Source organism: Streptomyces sp. NPDC104581, from assembly GCF_055583685.1.
This window is the reverse complement of sequence record NZ_JBVJNN010000003.1, coordinates 106,190-121,702: the sequence shown is the minus strand read 5'-3', so window position 1 is coordinate 121,702 and position 15,513 is coordinate 106,190. Positions and strand designations below refer to the sequence as shown.

Genomic DNA, 15,513 nt, shown 5'->3' with positions numbered 1-15,513 from the left:
CATCAATCCCCGCTCCCCCGAACGAGCCGGCCCCCGGACTCCGTCCGGCTGGTCAGCCCAGGGGGTCCGGGGCCGCCGTGACGCCCAGTTCCGCCAGCTTCGCCTTGCCGCCGTCGACCGCGGTCAGGACCAGCGGGCCGTCCTCCGTCAGGGCGATCGAGTGCTCCCAGTGCGAGGACCAGGTGCCGTCGGTCGTGATGACCGTCCACTCGTCGTCGAGGACCTCGGTGCGCGGGGTGCCGAGCGAGACCATCGGCTCGATCGCCAGACAGAAGCCGGGGACCAGCTTCGGACCCTTGCCGCGCTTGCGCGAGACGTAGTTCAGCAGATGCGGCTCCATGTGCATCTGGCTGCCGATGCCGTGGCCGCCGTAGTCCTCGACGATGCCGTACTTGCCGCCGCCCGGCTTCGGCTGGCGGCGGATGTACGTCTCGATCGCCCGTGACACGTCGACCAGCCGGTTGCCGAGCCGCATCGCGGCGATCCCGGCCCACATCGACTCCCGCGTCACGCGCGACAGCTCGACCAGCTCCGGTGCGTGCCCCTCGCCGACGAACGCGGTGAAGGCCGCGTCGCCGTGCCAGCCGTCCACGATCGCGCCGGCGTCGATCGAGATGATGTCGCCGTCCTTCAGCACGGTCTCCGTGTCCGGGATCCCGTGCACCACCACCTCGTTGACCGAGGTGCAGATCGTCGCGGGGAACCCGCCGTAACCAAGGAAGTTGGGCTTCGCGCCGTGGTCCGCGAGGACCTTGCGCGCGACCTCGTCCAGGTCCTTCGTGGTGGCGCCGGGCACCGCGGCCGCGCCGGTGGCCGCGTGGATCGCGGCCACGACCAGTCCCGCCTCACGCATCTTCGCGATCTGCTCGCGGGTCTTGATCTCCACCATGACGGCGGCCTGCCTCACTCGGTCGATGAAACGCTGTCGTCCCGGCGGCGACCGCCGGGACATCTACGGTAGTGCCCGGACAGCAGTACGGCCGTGGTGCCCCTCGGGGCGCCCCGGCCGTATCACTGTGCCGTGCTGTGTGGTGCGGTGTTGCCGTGGTGCGGTGTTGCCGTGGTGCGGGTGCCGCGGTCCGTACGGGGGCCGCGGGCGACGGGTGGACGGACCGGCCTAGGCCGCCCGGCCGCCCTGTTCGAGGGCCGCCATCGCGCGCTCGGTCACCTCGGCGACCTTGCCCAGCGCGGAGATGGTGACCACGAGCCCCTGCTCCCGGTAGTGGTCGATGATCGGCTCGGTCTGCGTGTGGTAGACCTCCAGCCGGGTGCGGACCGTCTCCTCGGAGTCGTCGCCACGCTGGTACAGCTCGCCGCCGCAGTCGTCACAGACACCCTGCTTCTTCGGCGGGCTGTACGTGACGTGGAAGACGTGCGAGCTGTCGTTGCGGCAGACGCGCCGACCGGCGATCCGCTTGACCACCTCGTCCTCGTCGACCTCCAGGTCCAGCACGGCGTCCAGGTGCAACCCCTCGGCCGTGAGCGCCTTGTCGAGCGCCTCGGCCTGGAAGACGTTGCGGGGGAAGCCGTCCAGAAGGAAGCCGTTCTCGGCGTCCGGCTGTGCCATCCGGTCCAGCGCCATCGCGATGGTGACCTCGTCGGGAACCAGGTTCCCGGCGTCCATGAAGCTCTTCGCCTGCCTGCCGAGGTCGGTGCCCTGGCTGATGTTGGCGCGGAAGAGATCACCGGTGGAGATGTGTGGAATGGACAGGTTCTTGGCGAGGTACGCAGCCTGCGTTCCCTTGCCGGCACCGGGCGGTCCGACGAGGACGATTCGCATCAGCGGAGGAACCCTTCGTAATTACGCTGCTGGAGCTGGCTCTCGATCTGCTTCACGGTCTCCAGACCCACACCCACGATGATCAGGATGCTTGTCCCGCCGAACGGGAAGTTCTGGTTCGCACCGCCGAAGCCTGCCAACGCCATCGTTGGGACGAGAGCGATCAACCCGAGGTACAGCGAGCCCGGCCAAGTGATCCGGTTGAGTACGTAACTCAGATACTCGGCAGTAGGTCGACCTGCCCGGATGCCCGGGATGAAGCCACCATACTTCTTCATGTTGTCCGCGACTTCTTCGGGGTTGAACGTGATGGCCACGTAGAAGAAGGCGAAGAACACGACCAGCACGAAGTAGGTCGCGATGTAGTACGGATGGTCACCCTTGATGAAGTGGGCTTCGATCCATGTCTTCCAGCCGGACTGCGAGCTGGAGAACTGCGCGATGAGCGCCGGGATGTAGAGCAGCGACGACGCGAAGATGACGGGAATCACACCCGCCTGGTTGACCTTGAGCGGAATGTACGTGGACGTACCGCCGTAGGACCGGCGCCCGATCATCCGCTTCGCGTACTGGACGGGGATGCGGCGCTGTGCCTGCTCGACGAAGACGACGAGACCCACCATCACGAACCCGATGAGGATGACCGTGCCGAACTCGATCCAGCCCTGAGCGAGCTTGCCGCTCTCCTTGATGGCCCACAGCGCGCCCGGGAAACCGGCGGCGATGGAGATGAACATCAGGATGGACATGCCGTTGCCGATGCCCTTGTCGGTGATCATCTCACCGAGCCACATGACGGCGGCCGTACCGGCGGTCATCGTGATGACCATCGTGACGGTGATGAAGATCGACTGGTCCGGAACGATCTCCGAGGCGACCGGGCAGCCGCTGAACAGCGCGCCGCTGCGGGCGGTGGCCACCAGACCGGTGCCCTGGAGCACCGCGAGGGCGACTGTCAGGTAACGGGTGTACTGGGTGATCTTGGCCTGGCCGGACTGCCCTTCCTTCTTGAGGGCTTCGAGTCGGGGGATGACCACAGTCAGCAGCTGCAGGATGATGCTTGCCGTGATGTACGGCATGATGCCGAGCGCGAAGATCGTAATCTGCAGCAGCGCTCCGCCGCTGAACATGTTCACCAAGCCGAACAGGCTGTTATTGCCCTTCTGGGCTGCGTCGACGCACGTCTGGACGTTCTCGTAACTGACGCCCGGCACGGGGATGTGCGCCCCGAACCGGTACAGCACGATGATGAACAGCGTGAAGAGCAGCTTCTTGCGCAGGTCGGGCGTCTTGAACGCCCGGGCGAACGCGGTGAGCACGGTGCCTCCTGCGACCCCCGCGCTCGCGCGTCAAGGGTGACGGTCTTGAGGATCGACGGATACATATCAGGCAAGAAGCCACGCGACCACCCCTGCGGAGAGTCCGCGTGGCTCGGGGTCCGGGGGCGGACCCCCGGGTTCAATACAGCAACAGTGCACGCCACCTTACCGGCGTACCTGCCCCCCTAGGAACGACCAACCGGGGATGCCCCTTATGAGAGGCATCCCCGGTTGGGTGTTCAGTCCATCAACTTGTCCGAGACGTCTCAGACGAGTTCGGTGACCGAGCCGCCGGCGGCCGCGATCTTCTCCTTGGCGGAGCCGGAAGCGGCGTCAACCGAAACCGTCAGTGCCACGGAGATCTCGCCCTGGCCCAGGACCTTGACGAGGCTGTTCTTGCGGACCGCACCCTTGTCGACCAGATCGGCCACCGTGACCTCGCCACCCTGCGGGTAGAGCTCGGCCAGCTTGTCCAGGTTCACGACCTGGTACTCGGTACGGAACGGGTTCTTGAAGCCCTTCAGCTTCGGCAGCCGCATGTGGAGGGGCATCTGCCCACCCTCGAAGCGGGCCGGAACCTGGTAACGGGCCTTCGTACCCTTGGTGCCACGACCGGCCGTCTTACCCTTGGACGCCTCGCCACGGCCCACACGGGTCTTGGCGGTCTTGGCTCCGGGGGCGGGACGGAGGTTGTGGACCTTCAGCGGCTTCTGCTCCGCCATGTCAGTCGACCTCCTCAACCGTCACGAGGTGCCGCACGGTGTTGGCCATGCCGCGGAACTCGGGACGGTCCTCCTTGACAACCACGTCGTTGAGCCGCTTGAGGCCCAGCGAACGGAGGGTGTCGCGGTGGTTCTGCTTGCTACCGATGTACGACTTCGTCTGCGTGATCTTGAGACGGGCCATCACGCACCCGCTCCCGCACGCGCACGCAGCAGGGCCGCGGGGGCGACGTCCTCAAGGGGCAGACCGCGGCGGGCCGCGATCTCCTCGGGACGCTGAAGACCCTGGAGGGCCTCCACGGTCGCGTGCACGATGTTGATCGGGTTCGACGAACCGAGCGACTTCGACAGGATGTCGTGGACGCCGGCGCACTCGAGCACCGCACGCACCGGGCCACCGGCGATGACGCCGGTACCGGGGGACGCGGGCTTGAGCAGGACGACGCCCGCCGCCTTCTCACCCTGGATCGGGTGCGGGATGGTGCCCTGGATACGGGGGACCTTGAAGAAGTGCTTCTTGGCCTCCTCAACACCCTTGGCGATGGCGGCCGGCACCTCCTTGGCCTTGCCGTAACCGACACCCACGGTGCCGTCACCGTCGCCCACCACGACCAGCGCGGTGAAGCTGAAGCGACGACCACCCTTCACGACCTTGGCGACACGGTTGATCGCGACGACACGCTCGACGTACGCGGTCTTCTCGGCGGCAGCGCCACCGTCACGGCCCTTCCGGTCCCGCCGCTCGCCGCCACCGGCACCGCTTCCGCGGCGCTGGGGTCCAGCCATTGGATTTACCTCTCTCTGTTACGTCCGCTAGCTCCGGAACCGGGGCTTAGAACTTCAGCCCGGCTTCACGGGCGGCGTCAGCCAGAGCGGCAATCCGCCCGGCGTACTGGTTGCCACCACGGTCGAACACGACAGCCTCGATACCGGCGGCCTTGGCGCGCTCGGCGACCAGGGCACCGACCTGCTGTGCCCGGGCGCTCTTGTCGGCGTCGCCGCCGCGGATCGACGTGTCCAGGGTCGACGCCGAAGCGAGCGTGTGGCCCGCGATGTCGTCGATGACCTGAGCCACCATGTGGCGGTTGGAACGCGTCACAACGAGCCGGGGGCGAGCCTGCGTGCCCGAGACCTTCTTGCGTACGCGGATGTGACGGCGCTTGATGGCAGCGGCCTTGTAGGCCTTGCCCTTGGCGATCTTTACACCGTATGCCATGGCTACTTACCCGCCTTTCCGACCTTGCGGCGGATGACCTCGCCGGCGTACTTGACGCCCTTGGCCTTGTACGGGTCGGGCTTCCGCAGCTTGCGGATGTTCGCCGCGACCTCGCCGACCTTCTGCTTGTCGATGCCCTCGACACTGAGCTTCGTCGGGGACTCGACCTTGAAGGTGATGCCCTCGGGGGCCTCGACGACGATCGGGTGGCTGTATCCGAGCGCGAACTCCAGGTTGGAGCCCTTCGCCTGGACGCGGTAACCGACACCGCTGATTTCGAGCGCCTTGCTGTATCCCTGGGTCACACCGGTGATCATGTTCGCCACCAGCGTGCGGGACAGGCCGTGCAGGGCCTTGTTCTGACGCTCGTCGTTCGGGCGCAGCACCGAGAGGGTGCCGTCCTCGCCCTTGGAGACCTCGATCGGCGCTGCGACGGTGTGCGAGAGGGAACCCTTGGGGCCCTTCACCGCGACCGTACGGCCGTCGATGGTGACGTCCACACCGGTGGGAACCTGGATGGGGAGCTTGCCGATTCGCGACATGAGCTTTTCCTCCGTTCCCGACTACCAGACGTAGGCGAGGACTTCCCCACCTACGCCCTTCTTGCCTGCCTGCTGGCCGGTCAGAAGACCGTGGGACGTGGAGATGATCGCCACGCCCAGGCCGCCGAGCACCTTGGGCAGGTTGGTGGACTTGGCATACACGCGCAGACCCGGCTTCGAGATGCGCTTGATGCCGGCGATCGAACGCTCGCGGTTCGGGCCGAACTTCAGCTCGAGGGTGAGGCTCTTGCCGACCTCGGCGTCCTCGACCTTCCAGCCGGTGATGAAGCCCTCCTGCTGGAGGATCTCCGCGATGTGCGACTTGATCTTGCTGTGCGGCATCTCGACGGTGTCGTGATACGCCGAGTTCGCGTTACGCAGACGCGTGAGCATGTCTGCGATGGGATCAGTCATGGTCATGAATTGGCCTTCGGCCTCTCTCGCCGGGGTTTCCTGTATGCGCCATCCCTCTCCCCGCTCGATGGCGGGACGGGTGCGGCACGGGGACCTACGGCGTAGTAAGTTTTGGGCGGCGGACGCCCAACCCCCCAAGCCTACGGCATGTGGAGCAGGGCTTCCGCCGACCAGTTGCTTACCGAGAGCTTCTGGTTGATTCCCCCAGGGGGAGAATTACCAGGAGCTCTTGGTGACGCCCGGCAGCTCGCCGCGGTGTGCCATCTCGCGAAGGCAGACACGGCAGAGGCCGAACTTGCGGTAGACGGAGTGGGGACGCCCGCAGCGCTGGCAGCGGGTGTAACCGCGCACGCCGAACTTCGGCTTGCGGGCGGCCTTAGCGATCAGAGCCTTCTTCGCCACGGTCAGTTCTCCTTGAACGGGAAGCCGAGGTGACGAAGGAGGGCACGACCCTCGTCGTCGTTGGTCGCCGTGGTCACCACGGTGATGTCCATGCCCCGGACCCGGTCGATCTTGTCCTGGTCGATCTCGTGGAACATGACCTGCTCCGTGAGACCGAAGGTGTAGTTGCCACGGCCGTCGAACTGCTTGGGCGACAGGCCGCGGAAGTCACGGATACGCGGCAGCGCGAGCGACAGCGTACGGTCCAGGAACTCCCACATGCGGTCACCGCGGAGGGTGACGTGGCAGCCGATCGGCTGCCCCTCGCGCAGCTTGAACTGCGCGATCGACTTGCGGGCCTTGGTGACGGCCGGCTTCTGACCGGTGATCGTGGTGAGGTCCTTGATGGCACCCTCGATCAGCTTGGAGTCGCGGGCGGCGTCGCCCACACCCATGTTGACCACGATCTTGATGAGACCGGGGACCTGCATGACGTTCTCGTACGAGAACTCGTCACGCAGCTTGCCGGCGATCTCCTCGCGGTAGCGCAGCTTCAGACGCGGTGCGGTCGTGGTCGTCATCAGATGTCCTCACCGGTCCGCTTGGCAACGCGGATCTTGTTGCCCTCGTCGTCAAAGCGGTAGCCGACGCGGGTGACGACCTTCTTGCCGTCCTTCTCCACGACCAGCTGAACGTTGCTGATGTGGACGGGGGCTTCGGTCGTCACGATGCCGCCGGTCTGCGAACCACGTGCGGTCTGGCCGGCCTTGGTGTGCTTCTTGACCCGGTTGACACCCTCGACGAGAACACGGTTCTGCGTGGGGTAGGCCACGATGACCTTGCCCTGCTTGCCCTTGTCCTTACCGGTGATGACCTGGACCAGGTCGCCCTTCTTGATCTTCATGCTTACAGCACCTCCGGCGCGAGCGAGATGATCTTCATGAACTTCTTCTCGCGCAGCTCACGGCCCACCGGGCCGAAGATACGGGTGCCACGAGGGTCGCCGTCGTTCTTCAGAATGACGGCGGCGTTCTCGTCGAAGCGGATGTACGAGCCGTCCTGGCGGCGGCGCTCCTTCACGGTGCGAACGATGACCGCCTTGATGACGTCACCCTTCTTCACGTTGCCACCGGGGATCGCGTCCTTGACGGTGGCGACGATGACGTCACCGATACCCGCGTAGCGGCGACCCGAGCCACCGAGAACACGGATGCAAAGGATCTCCTTGGCACCAGTGTTGTCGGCGACACGCAGTCGCGACTCCTGCTGGATCACGTCTATCTCCTGATCGTCTGCCGGTTCCCGGCGGGGGCCGTCCTGTGCGGGCGGCCCCCGCCGAGCCTGGCGGAACTACTCCTAGGGAATGCCCTGGGAGGGATTACCTGGCCTGGGTTACTTGGCCTTCTCAAGGATCTCGACGATGCGCCAGCGCTTCGTCGCGGACAGCGGCCGCGTCTCCATGAGGAGGACACGGTCGCCGATCCCGGCGGCGTTCTGCTCGTCGTGAGCCTTGAGCTTGTTCGTACGGCGGATGACCTTGCCGTACAGGGCGTGCTTCACGCGGTCCTCGACAGCGACGACGACGGTCTTGTCCATCTTGTCGCTGACGACCAGGCCCTCACGGGTCTTGCGGAAGCCGCGCTCGCTCTTCTCGGTCGTCTCAGTCACGTTGCTCTCAGTCATCAGGCGCTCTCCACCGTCTCGATGCCCAGCTCGCGCTCACGCATCAGGGTGTAGATCCGCGCGATGTCCTTCCGGACCAGCTTCAGCCGGCCGTGGTTCTCGAGCTGACCGGTCGCCGCCTGGAAGCGGAGGTTGAACAGCTCTTCCTTGGCCTCGCGAAGCTTGGCGACAAGCTCCTCGTTGCCCAGTTCACGCAGCTCGGACGCCTTGGTAACGGCCGCCATCACGACTCACCTGCCTCGCGCCGAACGATGCGGCACTTCATCGGAAGCTTGTGGGCGGCGCGGGTGAGCGCCTCCTTGGCAACCTTCTCGTTCGGGTAGGACAGCTCGAACATCACCCGACCGGGCTTGACGTTCGCGATCCACCACTCGGGAGAACCCTTACCGGAACCCATGCGGGTCTCGGCGGGCTTCTTCGTGAGGGGACGGTCCGGGTAGATGTTGATCCAGACCTTGCCGCCACGCTTGATGTGACGGGTCATCGCGATACGAGCGGCCTCGATCTGACGGTTCGTCACGTACGCCGGCGTCAGCGCCTGGATGCCGTACTCGCCGAACGCAACCTGCGTGCCACCCTTGGACATTCCGCTGCGCTTCGGGTGGTGCTGCTTGCGGTGCTTGACCCTACGGGGGATCAGCATTTCGGTCAGGCCTCCGTTCCGCCGGTAGAAGAGGGCGCGGCCTCCGCGGCCGGAGCAGCCGTCGCTTCGGCCTTGGGGGCCTCGGCGCCGGGAGCCTGCTGCGGCTTGCGGCCACCGCGACCGCCACGCTCGCCACCGCGGCCACCGCGGCCGGCGGGACGGTCGCTGCCGCCACCACGGGCCGGGCGGTTGCCCGCGCGCGCCGCGGCGTTCTCGGCGCGCACCTCGGCGATGTTCTTGACGTCGCCCTTGTAGATCCAGACCTTCACGCCGATGCGGCCGAAGGTCGTCTTGGCCTCGAAGAAGCCGTAGTCGACGTTGGCACGGAGCGTGTGCAGGGGCACGCGGCCCTCGCGGTAGAACTCCGAGCGGGACATCTCGGCGCCGCCGAGGCGGCCACCGCACTGGATCTTGATGCCCTTGGCGCCGGCCTTCATCGTCGACTGCATGCTCTTGCGCATGGCGCGACGGAAGGAGACACGCGAGGACAGCTGCTCGGCGACGGCCTGGGCCACCAGCTGAGCGTCCACCTCGGGGTTCTTGACCTCGAGGATGTTGAGCTGAACCTGCTTGCCGGTCAGCTTCTCCAGCTCGCCGCGGATGCGGTCGGCCTCGGCGCCGCGGCGGCCGATGACGATGCCCGGACGTGCGGTGTGGATGTCCACGCGGACGCGGTCACGGGTGCGCTCGATCTCCACCTTGGAGATACCGGCACGCTCCATCCCCTTCGTCATCATGCGACGAATGGCGACGTCTTCCTTGACGTAGTCCTTGTACAGCTTGTCGGCGTACCAGCGGGACTTGAAGTCCGTGGTGATACCGAGCCGGAACCCATGCGGGTTAACCTTCTGGCCCATTACCGGGTTCCTTCCTTGCTGCTGACGACCACGGTGATGTGGCTGGTCCGCTTACGGATCCGGTAGGCACGGCCCTGGGCACGCGGCCGGAACCGCTTCAGGGTCGGACCCTCGTCCACGTACGCCTCGCTGATGACCAGCGAAGAGGCGTCAGGGTGGTCGTAGTTGTGCGCGGCGTTGGCAATGGCGCTGTCCAGCACCTTGCCGACCGGCACGCTCGCGGCCTGCGGGGCGAAACGCAGGACCGCCTGAGCCTCCGTGGCGTCCATGCCACGGATGAGGTCCACCACGCGGCGGGCCTTCATGGGCGTGACGCGGATGTACCGCGCCTGGGCCCTGGCTTCCATGGTTGTCCCTTCGGTGTAAGTCATAGTCGTTTCCACCCCGCGGTTAGCGGCGCTTCGACTTCCGGTCGTCCTTGACGTGGCCGCGGAAGGTGCGAGTCGGCGAGAACTCGCCGAGCTTGTGGCCGACCATCGACTCGGTGACGAACACCGGGACGTGGATCTTGCCGTTGTGCACCGCGATGGTGTGGCCCAGCATTGCCGGGACGATCATCGAGCGACGGGACCAGGTCTTGATGACGTTCTTGGTGCCAGCTTCGTTCTGGACGTCCACCTTCTTGATGAGGTGGCCGTCGACGAAGGGCCCCTTCTTGAGACTGCGCGGCATCTGAACCCGCTCCTAGCGCTTCTTGTTCGTCTTGCGGCGGCGGACGATGTACTTGTTGCTCGCCTTCTTCGGCGAACGCGTACGACCTTCCTTCTGACCCCACGGGCTGACCGGGTGGCGACCACCGGAGGTCTTGCCCTCACCACCACCGTGCGGGTGGTCAACGGGGTTCATGGCGACACCGCGGACGGTCGGGCGGACGCCCTTCCAGCGCATACGGCCGGCCTTGCCCCAGTTGATGTTCGACTGCTCGGCGTTGCCGACCTCACCGATGGTGGCGCGGCAGCGGACGTCGACCAGCCGGATCTCTCCGGACGGCATACGAAGGTGGGCCATGGAGCCCTCCTTCGCCAGCAGCTGTACGGAAGTGCCCGCGGAACGGGCGAACTTCGCGCCGCCGCCGGGACGCAGCTCGATGGCGTGGATGGTCGTACCGACCGGGATGTTGCGCAGCGCCAGGTTGTTGCCGGGCTTGATGTCGGCGGACGGGCCGTTCTCGACACGGCTGCCCTGCGTGAGGCCACGCGGCGCGAGAATGTAGCGCTTCTCGCCGTCCGCGTAGTGCAGGAGCGCGATGCGCGCGGTGCGGTTCGGGTCGTACTCGATGTGCGCGACCTTGGCCGGCACGCCGTCCTTGTCGTGACGACGGAAGTCGATCACGCGGAAGGCGCGCTTGTGGCCGCCACCCTGGTGGCGAACGGTCACACGACCGGCGTTGTTACGGCCGCCCTTGCTGTGCAGGGGGCGGACCAGCGACTTCTCCGGCGTGGACCGCGTGATCTCTACAAAGTCGGCGACGCTGGAGCCACGACGGCCCGGGGTCGTCGGCTTGTACTTGCGGATACCCATTTCTCAGTCCTCGGAATATTCCGGACTTCGATTCGATCCGACTCCCGTTAGGAAGTCGGGCCGCCGAAGATGTCGATTCGGTCGCCCTCGGCGAGGGTCACGATGGCGCGCTTGGTGTCAGCGCGCTTGCCGAAACCGGTGCGGGTGCGCTTGCGCTTGCCCTGCCGGTTGATCGTGTTGACCCCGGTGACCTTGACCGAGAAGACCGCCTCGACGGCCTGCTTGATCTGGGTCTTGTTGGAGCCGGGCGCGACGATGAACGTGTACTTGTTCTCGTCGAGCAGCGCGTAGCTCTTCTCGGACACCACGGGCTTGACGAGAACGTCACGCGGGTCCGTGAAGGTCTTGCTGGTGATCTCGGCCATCAGGCTTCGCTCCCCTCGGTCTCGGCAGTCTGTCGCGCAGCCCCGCCGGACACGAAGGACTCGAAGGCGGCCTTGGTGAAGACCACGTCGTCGGAGACAAGCACGTCGTACGTGTTGAGCTGTCCCGGGTCCAGCAGGTGGACCTCGGGGAGATTGCGCGCGGACAGCCACGCGGTCTCGTCGCTCCGCTCGACGACCAGGAGCACGTGCTTGCGCTCGCTGACCTTGCCGAGCAGGGTCTTGGCGGCCTTGGTGGACGCCGCGCCCTCGACCACGTCGGAGACGACGTGGACGCGAGCGTTGCGGGCCCGGTCCGAGAGGGCCCCGCGCAGGGCGGCGACCTTCATCTTCTTCGGGGTCCGCTGCGAGTAGTCACGCGGGGTGGGGCCGTGTACGACGCCACCGCCGGCGAACTGCGGCGCACGGGTCGAACCCTGACGGGCGCGGCCGGTGCCCTTCTGGCGGTAAGGCTTCTTGCCACCACCACGGACCTCGCCGCGGCGCTTGACCTTGTGCGTGCCCTGACGGGCGGCGGCCAGCTGCGCGACGACGACCTGGTGGATCAGCGGGATGCTGACCTTGGCGTCGAAGATCTCGGCCGGGAGTTCAACGGTCCCGGTCTTGTCGCCCGAGGGCGACAAGATGTCGATGGTGCTCATGTCTTCAGGCCCCCTTCGCGGCGGTGCGGACCAGGACGAGGCCGCCGTTCGGACCGGGGACCGCGCCCTTGATGAGGAGCAGGCCCTTCTCCGCGTCAACGGCGTGAACGGTCAGGTTCTGGGTGGTGACCCGCTCGTTGCCCATGCGGCCCGCCATGCGGAGGCCCTTGAACACACGGCCCGGGGTGGCGCAGCCACCGATGGAGCCGGGAGAGCGGTGCTTGCGCTGGGTTCCGTGACCGGCGCCGAGGCCCTTGAAGTTGTGACGCTTCATGACACCGGCGAAGCCCTTGCCCTTGCTCTTGCCCGTGACGTCCACGCGGACGCCGGACTCGAACACAGCGGCGGTGACCTCCTGGCCGAGCGTGTACTCGGACGCGTCGGAGGTGCGGAGCTCCACCAGGTGGCGGCGGGGGGTCACGTCGGCCTTGGCGAAGTGGCCCTTGAGGGGCTTGTTCACCTTGCGCGGGTCGATCTCGCCGAAGGCGATCTGGACCGACTCGTAGCCGTCGGAGTCATTCGTACGGACCTGGGTCACGACGCAGGGTCCGGCCTTGACCACGGTCACCGGGACGACACGGTTGTTCTCGTCCCAGACCTGGGTCATGCCGAGCTTCTCGCCCAGGACACCCTTGATCTGCTTTGCCATCTGTCCGCGCCTCTCAGAGCTTGATCTCGATGTCGACGCCGGCCGGGAGGTCCAGGCGCATCAACGAGTCAACGGTCTTGGGCGTCGGGTCGAGGATGTCGATCAGGCGCTTGTGCGTGCGCATCTCGAAGTGCTCGCGCGAGTCCTTGTACTTGTGCGGCGACTTGATGACGCAGTACACGTTCTTCTCAGTGGGCAGCGGCACCGGGCCCGCGACCGACGCACCAGTGCGAGTCACCGTCTCGACGATCTTCTTCGCCGAGGAGTCGATGACCTCGTGGTCGTAGGCCTTGAGCCGGATGCGGATCTTCTGTCCCGCCATGGCTACTCAGTAGTCCTGTTCTCTCAAACGCTCTGGCCCCTGGTGGGGTGTGCGCCAGCTGACCGCGCACTGCTCGCCTCCGACCCACGCGGTCGGGCGTGTCGCAATCCCTCCACATAGGAATCCCGAAGGATTTTCCCTGCCAAGGGGTTGCGGGCCCGAAGTCCGCGAGACCGGGGACGAACGCCCACCGGGTGCCTGGCCGGTACCCCGCTGACACTTCCCGGAAGATTCCCGTACGTCCGTCCCAGCGCTGCCGTGGGAGGCAGATGGGCCGACGAGTACTGTGGGACTCGCTTCCGGTCCTCCCGGCGGGAGGCGCGCAGCATCGGCACTCAACCGAGCAACCTGTGCAGTGTGCCATATGGCCCGGAGCCCTGGCCAATCGCGGCCCGAGAGCGTACCCCACGGGGTGACGAGCGAACCCCACGGCTGACGCGTCAGGCGCACACACCATGTCCGGAGCCACCCGAAGGGGTGGATACTGGTACATGGAGGTGTGAATCATGCGCAAAGTAGTGGATTGCCGTGACATGCCGAGCGAGACGAACTGCACCCTCGCCATCACGGGCGAGGAGGACGAGGTGGTCCGCGCCGCGAGCGAACACGCGGCCTCGGTACACGGCCACGAGAACACGGCGGAACTGCGGGCCCAGATCCGCTCCAACCTGAAGGACGAGATGCCGCAGCACGCGTAACGCTGCGCTGAGCGGTCAGCCGTGGGCTCCGGGGGTTCTCGGAGCCGCGGTGTGCGTATGTACGTATCAGCGCTCGGACGCGTACGACACGAAGCTCGCCCACGCGGTGGGTGAGAGACCGAGGCGCGGTCCTTGGAGGTCCTTGGAGTCGCGGACGAGCACCGCTGTGGGGGTGGCGGCGACCTCGACACAGTCGTTGGGGTTGCTGCTGTCGCTGTAGCTGCTTTTGAACCAAGCCGGCTCGAACGTGTCCTCGGAAGAGGTGCTGCGGATCATGTCTCCCCTAGAGCTTCCTCGATGAAGGCCAGAGACTCGCGTGCGTTCAGAGCCTCCGCCCGGATGATTCCGTAACGCAGTTCCAAGATCCTTACCTGCCTCGGATCGGAGACAGGGCGGCCACCGAACTCCTCATCCGTGCGTCCGACGGACGTGCCGTCCCCGAACTTCAGCACCTGGATCCGCCCGCTCGTCCCGGGATGATCTCCGCGTGAAGTCGGCATCACCTGAATCTCGACGTTTCGCAACTGCCCCACCTCCAACAGGTGTTGGAGCTGCCTGCGTAACACCATTTTGCCACCGACGGGACGGCGGAGCGTGACTTCTTCCTGGACAAAGCTCAGCTCAGGAGCCGGTGAACGGCCGAGAACAGACCGCCGGGCCATTCGCGCGGCCACCGCTCGCGCCAGTTCGTCGTCCGACAGGGCGGGCCTCCTCGTCGCGAGCAGAGCACGCGCGTACTCCTCCGTCTGAAGCAGACCGTGCAGGTTGTGGTTGCCGTACGACAGCCACTCGACGGCCCGCGCCTCCATCCGCGCTAGATCCCGAACCTTCTTCGGGTAGCGGACCTCCGCCACGTCCTGCTTCATAGCGGAGATCATCCCCTCCGCCCGCAGGACCTTGTCCGCCTTGTCCAGGTACTCCTGGCGGGGAATCCGCGTGCCCGCCTCCACCTTGTAGACCAGGTCCTCGCCGTAGCCGATCGCCTGGCCGAACTCCGCCGCTCGCAGGCCGGCCGCCTCCCGGCGGAGCCGTAGCTGGCGGCCCACCGTCGCGACGACCGCCGCACCGGATTCGTCGTCGGGGTCGACCTCCCAACCGGGCTCATCCGTCTCCGTACCCTCCGCCTCCACGCTCACCGCACACCCGCCTCCCTGGTACCGCTGCCCCCTCCGGACAGGTTGGACAGCGCTGGACACGCCCCGGACAGTCACCGTACGTACCGGAGTCATCACTGGTCAGCGTATGCGCGGGCCGCCACGCTGAGTGACGTGAACCAAGAAATCACCCAACTCGGTCTTTCGGGCCGCCACTTCGGCGTACTCCTGTCACCCACGCCACGCGGCGCCCGTCTCGCCCGGCGGCTCACCACCGCGCATCTGCTCGCCTGGGACCTGCCGCCCCGGACCATCGAGACGGCGGAACAGGTGACCGCGGAGCTGGCGACGAACGCGGCCACGCACGGCCGGCTGTCCGGGCGGGACTTCCTGCTGGAGCTGCGCAGGACGGACGACGGCCGGATTCTCCGCATCGAGGTGACCGACACCCGAGGCGACCGCGCCCCCGAACTCAACCCCAAACTGCCACCCCCGGACGCCGAGTCGGGCAGAGGCCTGCTGCTGGTCGAGGTGCTGGCGGACCGATGGGGGGTGACACAGGGCCCGGTGCCACGGAAGACGGTGTGGGCGGAACTGGACCTCGTACGGCCGGCCTCACCCCTGCGAGTGAATATGCCCAACTGAGCT

Annotated in this window: 28 protein-coding genes; 2 read left to right on the top strand and 26 right to left on the bottom strand. The window is 66.5% G+C overall.

The annotated features are described in order from the left end of the window. Nucleotides 1–52: 52 nt before the first annotated feature. The 24 genes from map to rpsJ form a co-directional block, all read right to left on the bottom strand. Complete coding sequence (gene map / locus ACZ61E_RS03825) at nucleotides 53–889, bottom strand: type I methionyl aminopeptidase (protein WP_469697568.1); 837 nt, start codon at nucleotides 887–889, stop codon at nucleotides 53–55. 228 nt (nucleotides 890–1,117) lie between these two features. Next, entirely contained in the window at nucleotides 1,118–1,780 is a 663-nt protein-coding gene (locus tag ACZ61E_RS03820; protein WP_469697286.1) for an adenylate kinase, read from the bottom strand. Beyond that, nucleotides 1,780–3,099 (bottom strand): preprotein translocase subunit SecY, encoded by a 1,320-nt coding sequence (secY, locus tag ACZ61E_RS03815; RefSeq protein ID WP_078075536.1) that lies wholly within the window; start codon nucleotides 3,097–3,099, stop codon nucleotides 1,780–1,782. The genes ACZ61E_RS03820 and secY overlap by 1 nt, the downstream gene beginning before the upstream one ends. 266 nt (nucleotides 3,100–3,365) lie before the next feature. Continuing rightward, nucleotides 3,366–3,821 (bottom strand): 50S ribosomal protein L15, encoded by a 456-nt coding sequence (rplO, locus tag ACZ61E_RS03810; RefSeq protein ID WP_078075537.1) that lies wholly within the window; start codon nucleotides 3,819–3,821, stop codon nucleotides 3,366–3,368. Nucleotide 3,822: 1 nt separating this feature from the next. Beyond that, nucleotides 3,823–4,005: a 50S ribosomal protein L30 gene (gene rpmD, locus ACZ61E_RS03805; protein ID WP_041985698.1), complete on the bottom strand. Its 183-nt coding sequence runs from the start codon at nucleotides 4,003–4,005 to the stop codon at nucleotides 3,823–3,825. Next, nucleotides 4,005–4,607: a 30S ribosomal protein S5 gene (gene rpsE / locus ACZ61E_RS03800; RefSeq protein ID WP_469697284.1), complete on the bottom strand. Its 603-nt coding sequence runs from the start codon at nucleotides 4,605–4,607 to the stop codon at nucleotides 4,005–4,007. The genes rpmD and rpsE overlap by 1 nt, the downstream gene beginning before the upstream one ends. 46 nt (nucleotides 4,608–4,653) lie before the next feature. Further along, on the bottom strand, nucleotides 4,654–5,037 hold the full coding sequence (rplR, locus tag ACZ61E_RS03795; RefSeq protein WP_469697282.1) for a 50S ribosomal protein L18: 384 nt from the start codon (nucleotides 5,035–5,037) through the stop codon (nucleotides 4,654–4,656). Nucleotides 5,038–5,039: 2 nt separating this feature from the next. Beyond that, nucleotides 5,040–5,579, bottom strand: a complete 540-nt coding sequence (gene rplF / locus ACZ61E_RS03790; RefSeq protein WP_469697280.1) for a 50S ribosomal protein L6 — start codon at nucleotides 5,577–5,579, stop codon at nucleotides 5,040–5,042. A 21-nt stretch (nucleotides 5,580–5,600) separates the two neighbouring features. Continuing rightward, nucleotides 5,601–5,999, bottom strand: coding sequence for a 30S ribosomal protein S8 (rpsH, locus tag ACZ61E_RS03785; protein ID WP_023539333.1), 399 nt, complete (start codon nucleotides 5,997–5,999; stop codon nucleotides 5,601–5,603). Between the two features lie 210 nt (nucleotides 6,000–6,209). Next, nucleotides 6,210–6,395: a type Z 30S ribosomal protein S14 gene (locus ACZ61E_RS03780; protein ID WP_003948630.1), complete on the bottom strand. Its 186-nt coding sequence runs from the start codon at nucleotides 6,393–6,395 to the stop codon at nucleotides 6,210–6,212. Nucleotides 6,396–6,397: 2 nt separating this feature from the next. Continuing rightward, nucleotides 6,398–6,955 (bottom strand): 50S ribosomal protein L5, encoded by a 558-nt coding sequence (gene rplE, locus ACZ61E_RS03775; RefSeq protein WP_469697278.1) that lies wholly within the window; start codon nucleotides 6,953–6,955, stop codon nucleotides 6,398–6,400. After that, a complete protein-coding gene (rplX, locus tag ACZ61E_RS03770) occupies nucleotides 6,955–7,278 on the bottom strand; it encodes a 50S ribosomal protein L24 (RefSeq protein WP_189107648.1) in 324 nt (107 codons plus the stop codon). The genes rplE and rplX overlap by 1 nt, the downstream gene beginning before the upstream one ends. A 2-nt stretch (nucleotides 7,279–7,280) precedes the next feature. Beyond that, the gene (rplN, locus tag ACZ61E_RS03765) at nucleotides 7,281–7,649 is read right to left on the bottom strand and encodes a 50S ribosomal protein L14 (RefSeq protein WP_023539336.1); all 369 of its coding nucleotides are present in this window, start codon (nucleotides 7,647–7,649) and stop codon (nucleotides 7,281–7,283) included. A 117-nt stretch (nucleotides 7,650–7,766) separates the two neighbouring features. After that, a complete protein-coding gene (rpsQ, locus tag ACZ61E_RS03760) occupies nucleotides 7,767–8,057 on the bottom strand; it encodes a 30S ribosomal protein S17 (protein ID WP_078075544.1) in 291 nt (96 codons plus the stop codon). Beyond that, nucleotides 8,057–8,281, bottom strand: coding sequence for a 50S ribosomal protein L29 (rpmC, locus tag ACZ61E_RS03755; protein ID WP_030351440.1), 225 nt, complete (start codon nucleotides 8,279–8,281; stop codon nucleotides 8,057–8,059). The genes rpsQ and rpmC overlap by 1 nt, the downstream gene beginning before the upstream one ends. Next, nucleotides 8,281–8,700, bottom strand: coding sequence for a 50S ribosomal protein L16 (rplP, locus tag ACZ61E_RS03750; protein ID WP_023539339.1), 420 nt, complete (start codon nucleotides 8,698–8,700; stop codon nucleotides 8,281–8,283). The genes rpmC and rplP overlap by 1 nt, the downstream gene beginning before the upstream one ends. Nucleotides 8,701–8,705: 5 nt before the next feature. Next, on the bottom strand, nucleotides 8,706–9,557 hold the full coding sequence (rpsC, locus tag ACZ61E_RS03745; RefSeq protein WP_242571925.1) for a 30S ribosomal protein S3: 852 nt from the start codon (nucleotides 9,555–9,557) through the stop codon (nucleotides 8,706–8,708). Beyond that, nucleotides 9,557–9,904, bottom strand: a complete 348-nt coding sequence (gene rplV, locus ACZ61E_RS03740; protein WP_026290933.1) for a 50S ribosomal protein L22 — start codon at nucleotides 9,902–9,904, stop codon at nucleotides 9,557–9,559. Before rplV ends, rpsC begins: the two co-directional genes overlap by 1 nt. A 43-nt stretch (nucleotides 9,905–9,947) precedes the next feature. Beyond that, nucleotides 9,948–10,229 (bottom strand): 30S ribosomal protein S19, encoded by a 282-nt coding sequence (gene rpsS / locus ACZ61E_RS03735; protein ID WP_003966956.1) that lies wholly within the window; start codon nucleotides 10,227–10,229, stop codon nucleotides 9,948–9,950. A gap of 12 nt (nucleotides 10,230–10,241) precedes the next feature. Continuing rightward, on the bottom strand, nucleotides 10,242–11,078 hold the full coding sequence (rplB, locus tag ACZ61E_RS03730; RefSeq protein ID WP_147874343.1) for a 50S ribosomal protein L2: 837 nt from the start codon (nucleotides 11,076–11,078) through the stop codon (nucleotides 10,242–10,244). 47 nt (nucleotides 11,079–11,125) lie between these two features. After that, entirely contained in the window at nucleotides 11,126–11,443 is a 318-nt protein-coding gene (gene rplW, locus ACZ61E_RS03725; RefSeq protein WP_147874344.1) for a 50S ribosomal protein L23, read from the bottom strand. Further along, nucleotides 11,443–12,102: a 50S ribosomal protein L4 gene (gene rplD / locus ACZ61E_RS03720; RefSeq protein ID WP_469697274.1), complete on the bottom strand. Its 660-nt coding sequence runs from the start codon at nucleotides 12,100–12,102 to the stop codon at nucleotides 11,443–11,445. Before rplD ends, rplW begins: the two co-directional genes overlap by 1 nt. Before the next feature lie 4 nt (nucleotides 12,103–12,106). Beyond that, nucleotides 12,107–12,751 carry a 50S ribosomal protein L3 gene (gene rplC / locus ACZ61E_RS03715; protein ID WP_078075548.1) on the bottom strand — a complete coding sequence of 215 codons (645 nt, stop codon included), beginning with the start codon at nucleotides 12,749–12,751 and terminating at the stop codon, nucleotides 12,107–12,109. Between the two features lie 13 nt (nucleotides 12,752–12,764). Continuing rightward, nucleotides 12,765–13,073, bottom strand: a complete 309-nt coding sequence (rpsJ, locus tag ACZ61E_RS03710; RefSeq protein ID WP_003948644.1) for a 30S ribosomal protein S10 — start codon at nucleotides 13,071–13,073, stop codon at nucleotides 12,765–12,767. Nucleotides 13,074–13,579: 506 nt separating this feature from the next. Between rpsJ and ACZ61E_RS03705 the strand changes: the two genes are divergently transcribed. After that, the gene (locus ACZ61E_RS03705; RefSeq protein WP_078079541.1) at nucleotides 13,580–13,771 is read left to right on the top strand and encodes a DUF1059 domain-containing protein; all 192 of its coding nucleotides are present in this window, start codon (nucleotides 13,580–13,582) and stop codon (nucleotides 13,769–13,771) included. Between the two features lie 66 nt (nucleotides 13,772–13,837). On the opposite strand, the gene ACZ61E_RS03700 is transcribed toward ACZ61E_RS03705, so the two are convergent. Beyond that, the gene (locus tag ACZ61E_RS03700; RefSeq protein WP_469697272.1) at nucleotides 13,838–14,047 is read right to left on the bottom strand and encodes a DUF397 domain-containing protein; all 210 of its coding nucleotides are present in this window, start codon (nucleotides 14,045–14,047) and stop codon (nucleotides 13,838–13,840) included. After that, the gene (locus ACZ61E_RS03695) at nucleotides 14,044–14,907 is read right to left on the bottom strand and encodes a helix-turn-helix domain-containing protein (protein ID WP_469697270.1); all 864 of its coding nucleotides are present in this window, start codon (nucleotides 14,905–14,907) and stop codon (nucleotides 14,044–14,046) included. The genes ACZ61E_RS03700 and ACZ61E_RS03695 overlap by 4 nt, the downstream gene beginning before the upstream one ends. Before the next feature lie 132 nt (nucleotides 14,908–15,039). Here ACZ61E_RS03695 and ACZ61E_RS03690 point away from each other — a divergent pair, with 132 nt between their 5' ends. Then, nucleotides 15,040–15,510 carry an ATP-binding protein gene (locus tag ACZ61E_RS03690; protein WP_469697269.1) on the top strand — a complete coding sequence of 157 codons (471 nt, stop codon included), beginning with the start codon at nucleotides 15,040–15,042 and terminating at the stop codon, nucleotides 15,508–15,510. Nucleotides 15,511–15,513 lie beyond the last annotated feature (3 nt).

Bases quoted from the DNA above. Each gene is read 5' to 3' on its own strand.
- map (WP_469697568.1), bottom strand. From the start codon at position 889: ATGGTGGAGATCAAGACCCGCGAGCAGATCGCGAAGATGCGTGAGGCG.
- ACZ61E_RS03820 (WP_469697286.1), bottom strand. From the start codon at position 1,780: ATGCGAATCGTCCTCGTCGGACCGCCCGGTGCCGGCAAGGGAACGCAG.
- rplO (WP_078075537.1), bottom strand. From the start codon at position 3,821: ATGGCGGAGCAGAAGCCGCTGAAGGTCCACAACCTCCGTCCCGCCCCC.
- rpmD (WP_041985698.1), bottom strand. From the start codon at position 4,005: ATGGCCCGTCTCAAGATCACGCAGACGAAGTCGTACATCGGTAGCAAG.
- rpsE (WP_469697284.1), bottom strand. From the start codon at position 4,607: ATGGCTGGACCCCAGCGCCGCGGAAGCGGTGCCGGTGGCGGCGAGCGG.
- rplR (WP_469697282.1), bottom strand. From the start codon at position 5,037: ATGGCATACGGTGTAAAGATCGCCAAGGGCAAGGCCTACAAGGCCGCT.
- rplF (WP_469697280.1), bottom strand. From the start codon at position 5,579: ATGTCGCGAATCGGCAAGCTCCCCATCCAGGTTCCCACCGGTGTGGAC.
- rpsH (WP_023539333.1), bottom strand. From the start codon at position 5,999: ATGACCATGACTGATCCCATCGCAGACATGCTCACGCGTCTGCGTAAC.
- rplE (WP_469697278.1), bottom strand. From the start codon at position 6,955: ATGACGACCACGACCGCACCGCGTCTGAAGCTGCGCTACCGCGAGGAG.
- rplX (WP_189107648.1), bottom strand. From the start codon at position 7,278: ATGAAGATCAAGAAGGGCGACCTGGTCCAGGTCATCACCGGTAAGGAC.
- rpsQ (WP_078075544.1), bottom strand. From the start codon at position 8,057: ATGACTGAGAGCAACGTGACTGAGACGACCGAGAAGAGCGAGCGCGGC.
- rpmC (WP_030351440.1), bottom strand. From the start codon at position 8,281: ATGGCGGCCGTTACCAAGGCGTCCGAGCTGCGTGAACTGGGCAACGAG.
- rplP (WP_023539339.1), bottom strand. From the start codon at position 8,700: ATGCTGATCCCCCGTAGGGTCAAGCACCGCAAGCAGCACCACCCGAAG.
- rpsC (WP_242571925.1), bottom strand. From the start codon at position 9,557: ATGGGCCAGAAGGTTAACCCGCATGGGTTCCGGCTCGGTATCACCACG.
- rplV (WP_026290933.1), bottom strand. From the start codon at position 9,904: ATGGAAGCCAGGGCCCAGGCGCGGTACATCCGCGTCACGCCCATGAAG.
- rpsS (WP_003966956.1), bottom strand. From the start codon at position 10,229: ATGCCGCGCAGTCTCAAGAAGGGGCCCTTCGTCGACGGCCACCTCATC.
- rplB (WP_147874343.1), bottom strand. From the start codon at position 11,078: ATGGGTATCCGCAAGTACAAGCCGACGACCCCGGGCCGTCGTGGCTCC.
- rplW (WP_147874344.1), bottom strand. From the start codon at position 11,443: ATGGCCGAGATCACCAGCAAGACCTTCACGGACCCGCGTGACGTTCTC.
- rplD (WP_469697274.1), bottom strand. From the start codon at position 12,102: ATGAGCACCATCGACATCTTGTCGCCCTCGGGCGACAAGACCGGGACC.
- rplC (WP_078075548.1), bottom strand. From the start codon at position 12,751: ATGGCAAAGCAGATCAAGGGTGTCCTGGGCGAGAAGCTCGGCATGACC.
- rpsJ (WP_003948644.1), bottom strand. From the start codon at position 13,073: ATGGCGGGACAGAAGATCCGCATCCGGCTCAAGGCCTACGACCACGAG.
- ACZ61E_RS03705 (WP_078079541.1), top strand. From the start codon at position 13,580: ATGCGCAAAGTAGTGGATTGCCGTGACATGCCGAGCGAGACGAACTGC.
- ACZ61E_RS03700 (WP_469697272.1), bottom strand. From the start codon at position 14,047: ATGATCCGCAGCACCTCTTCCGAGGACACGTTCGAGCCGGCTTGGTTC.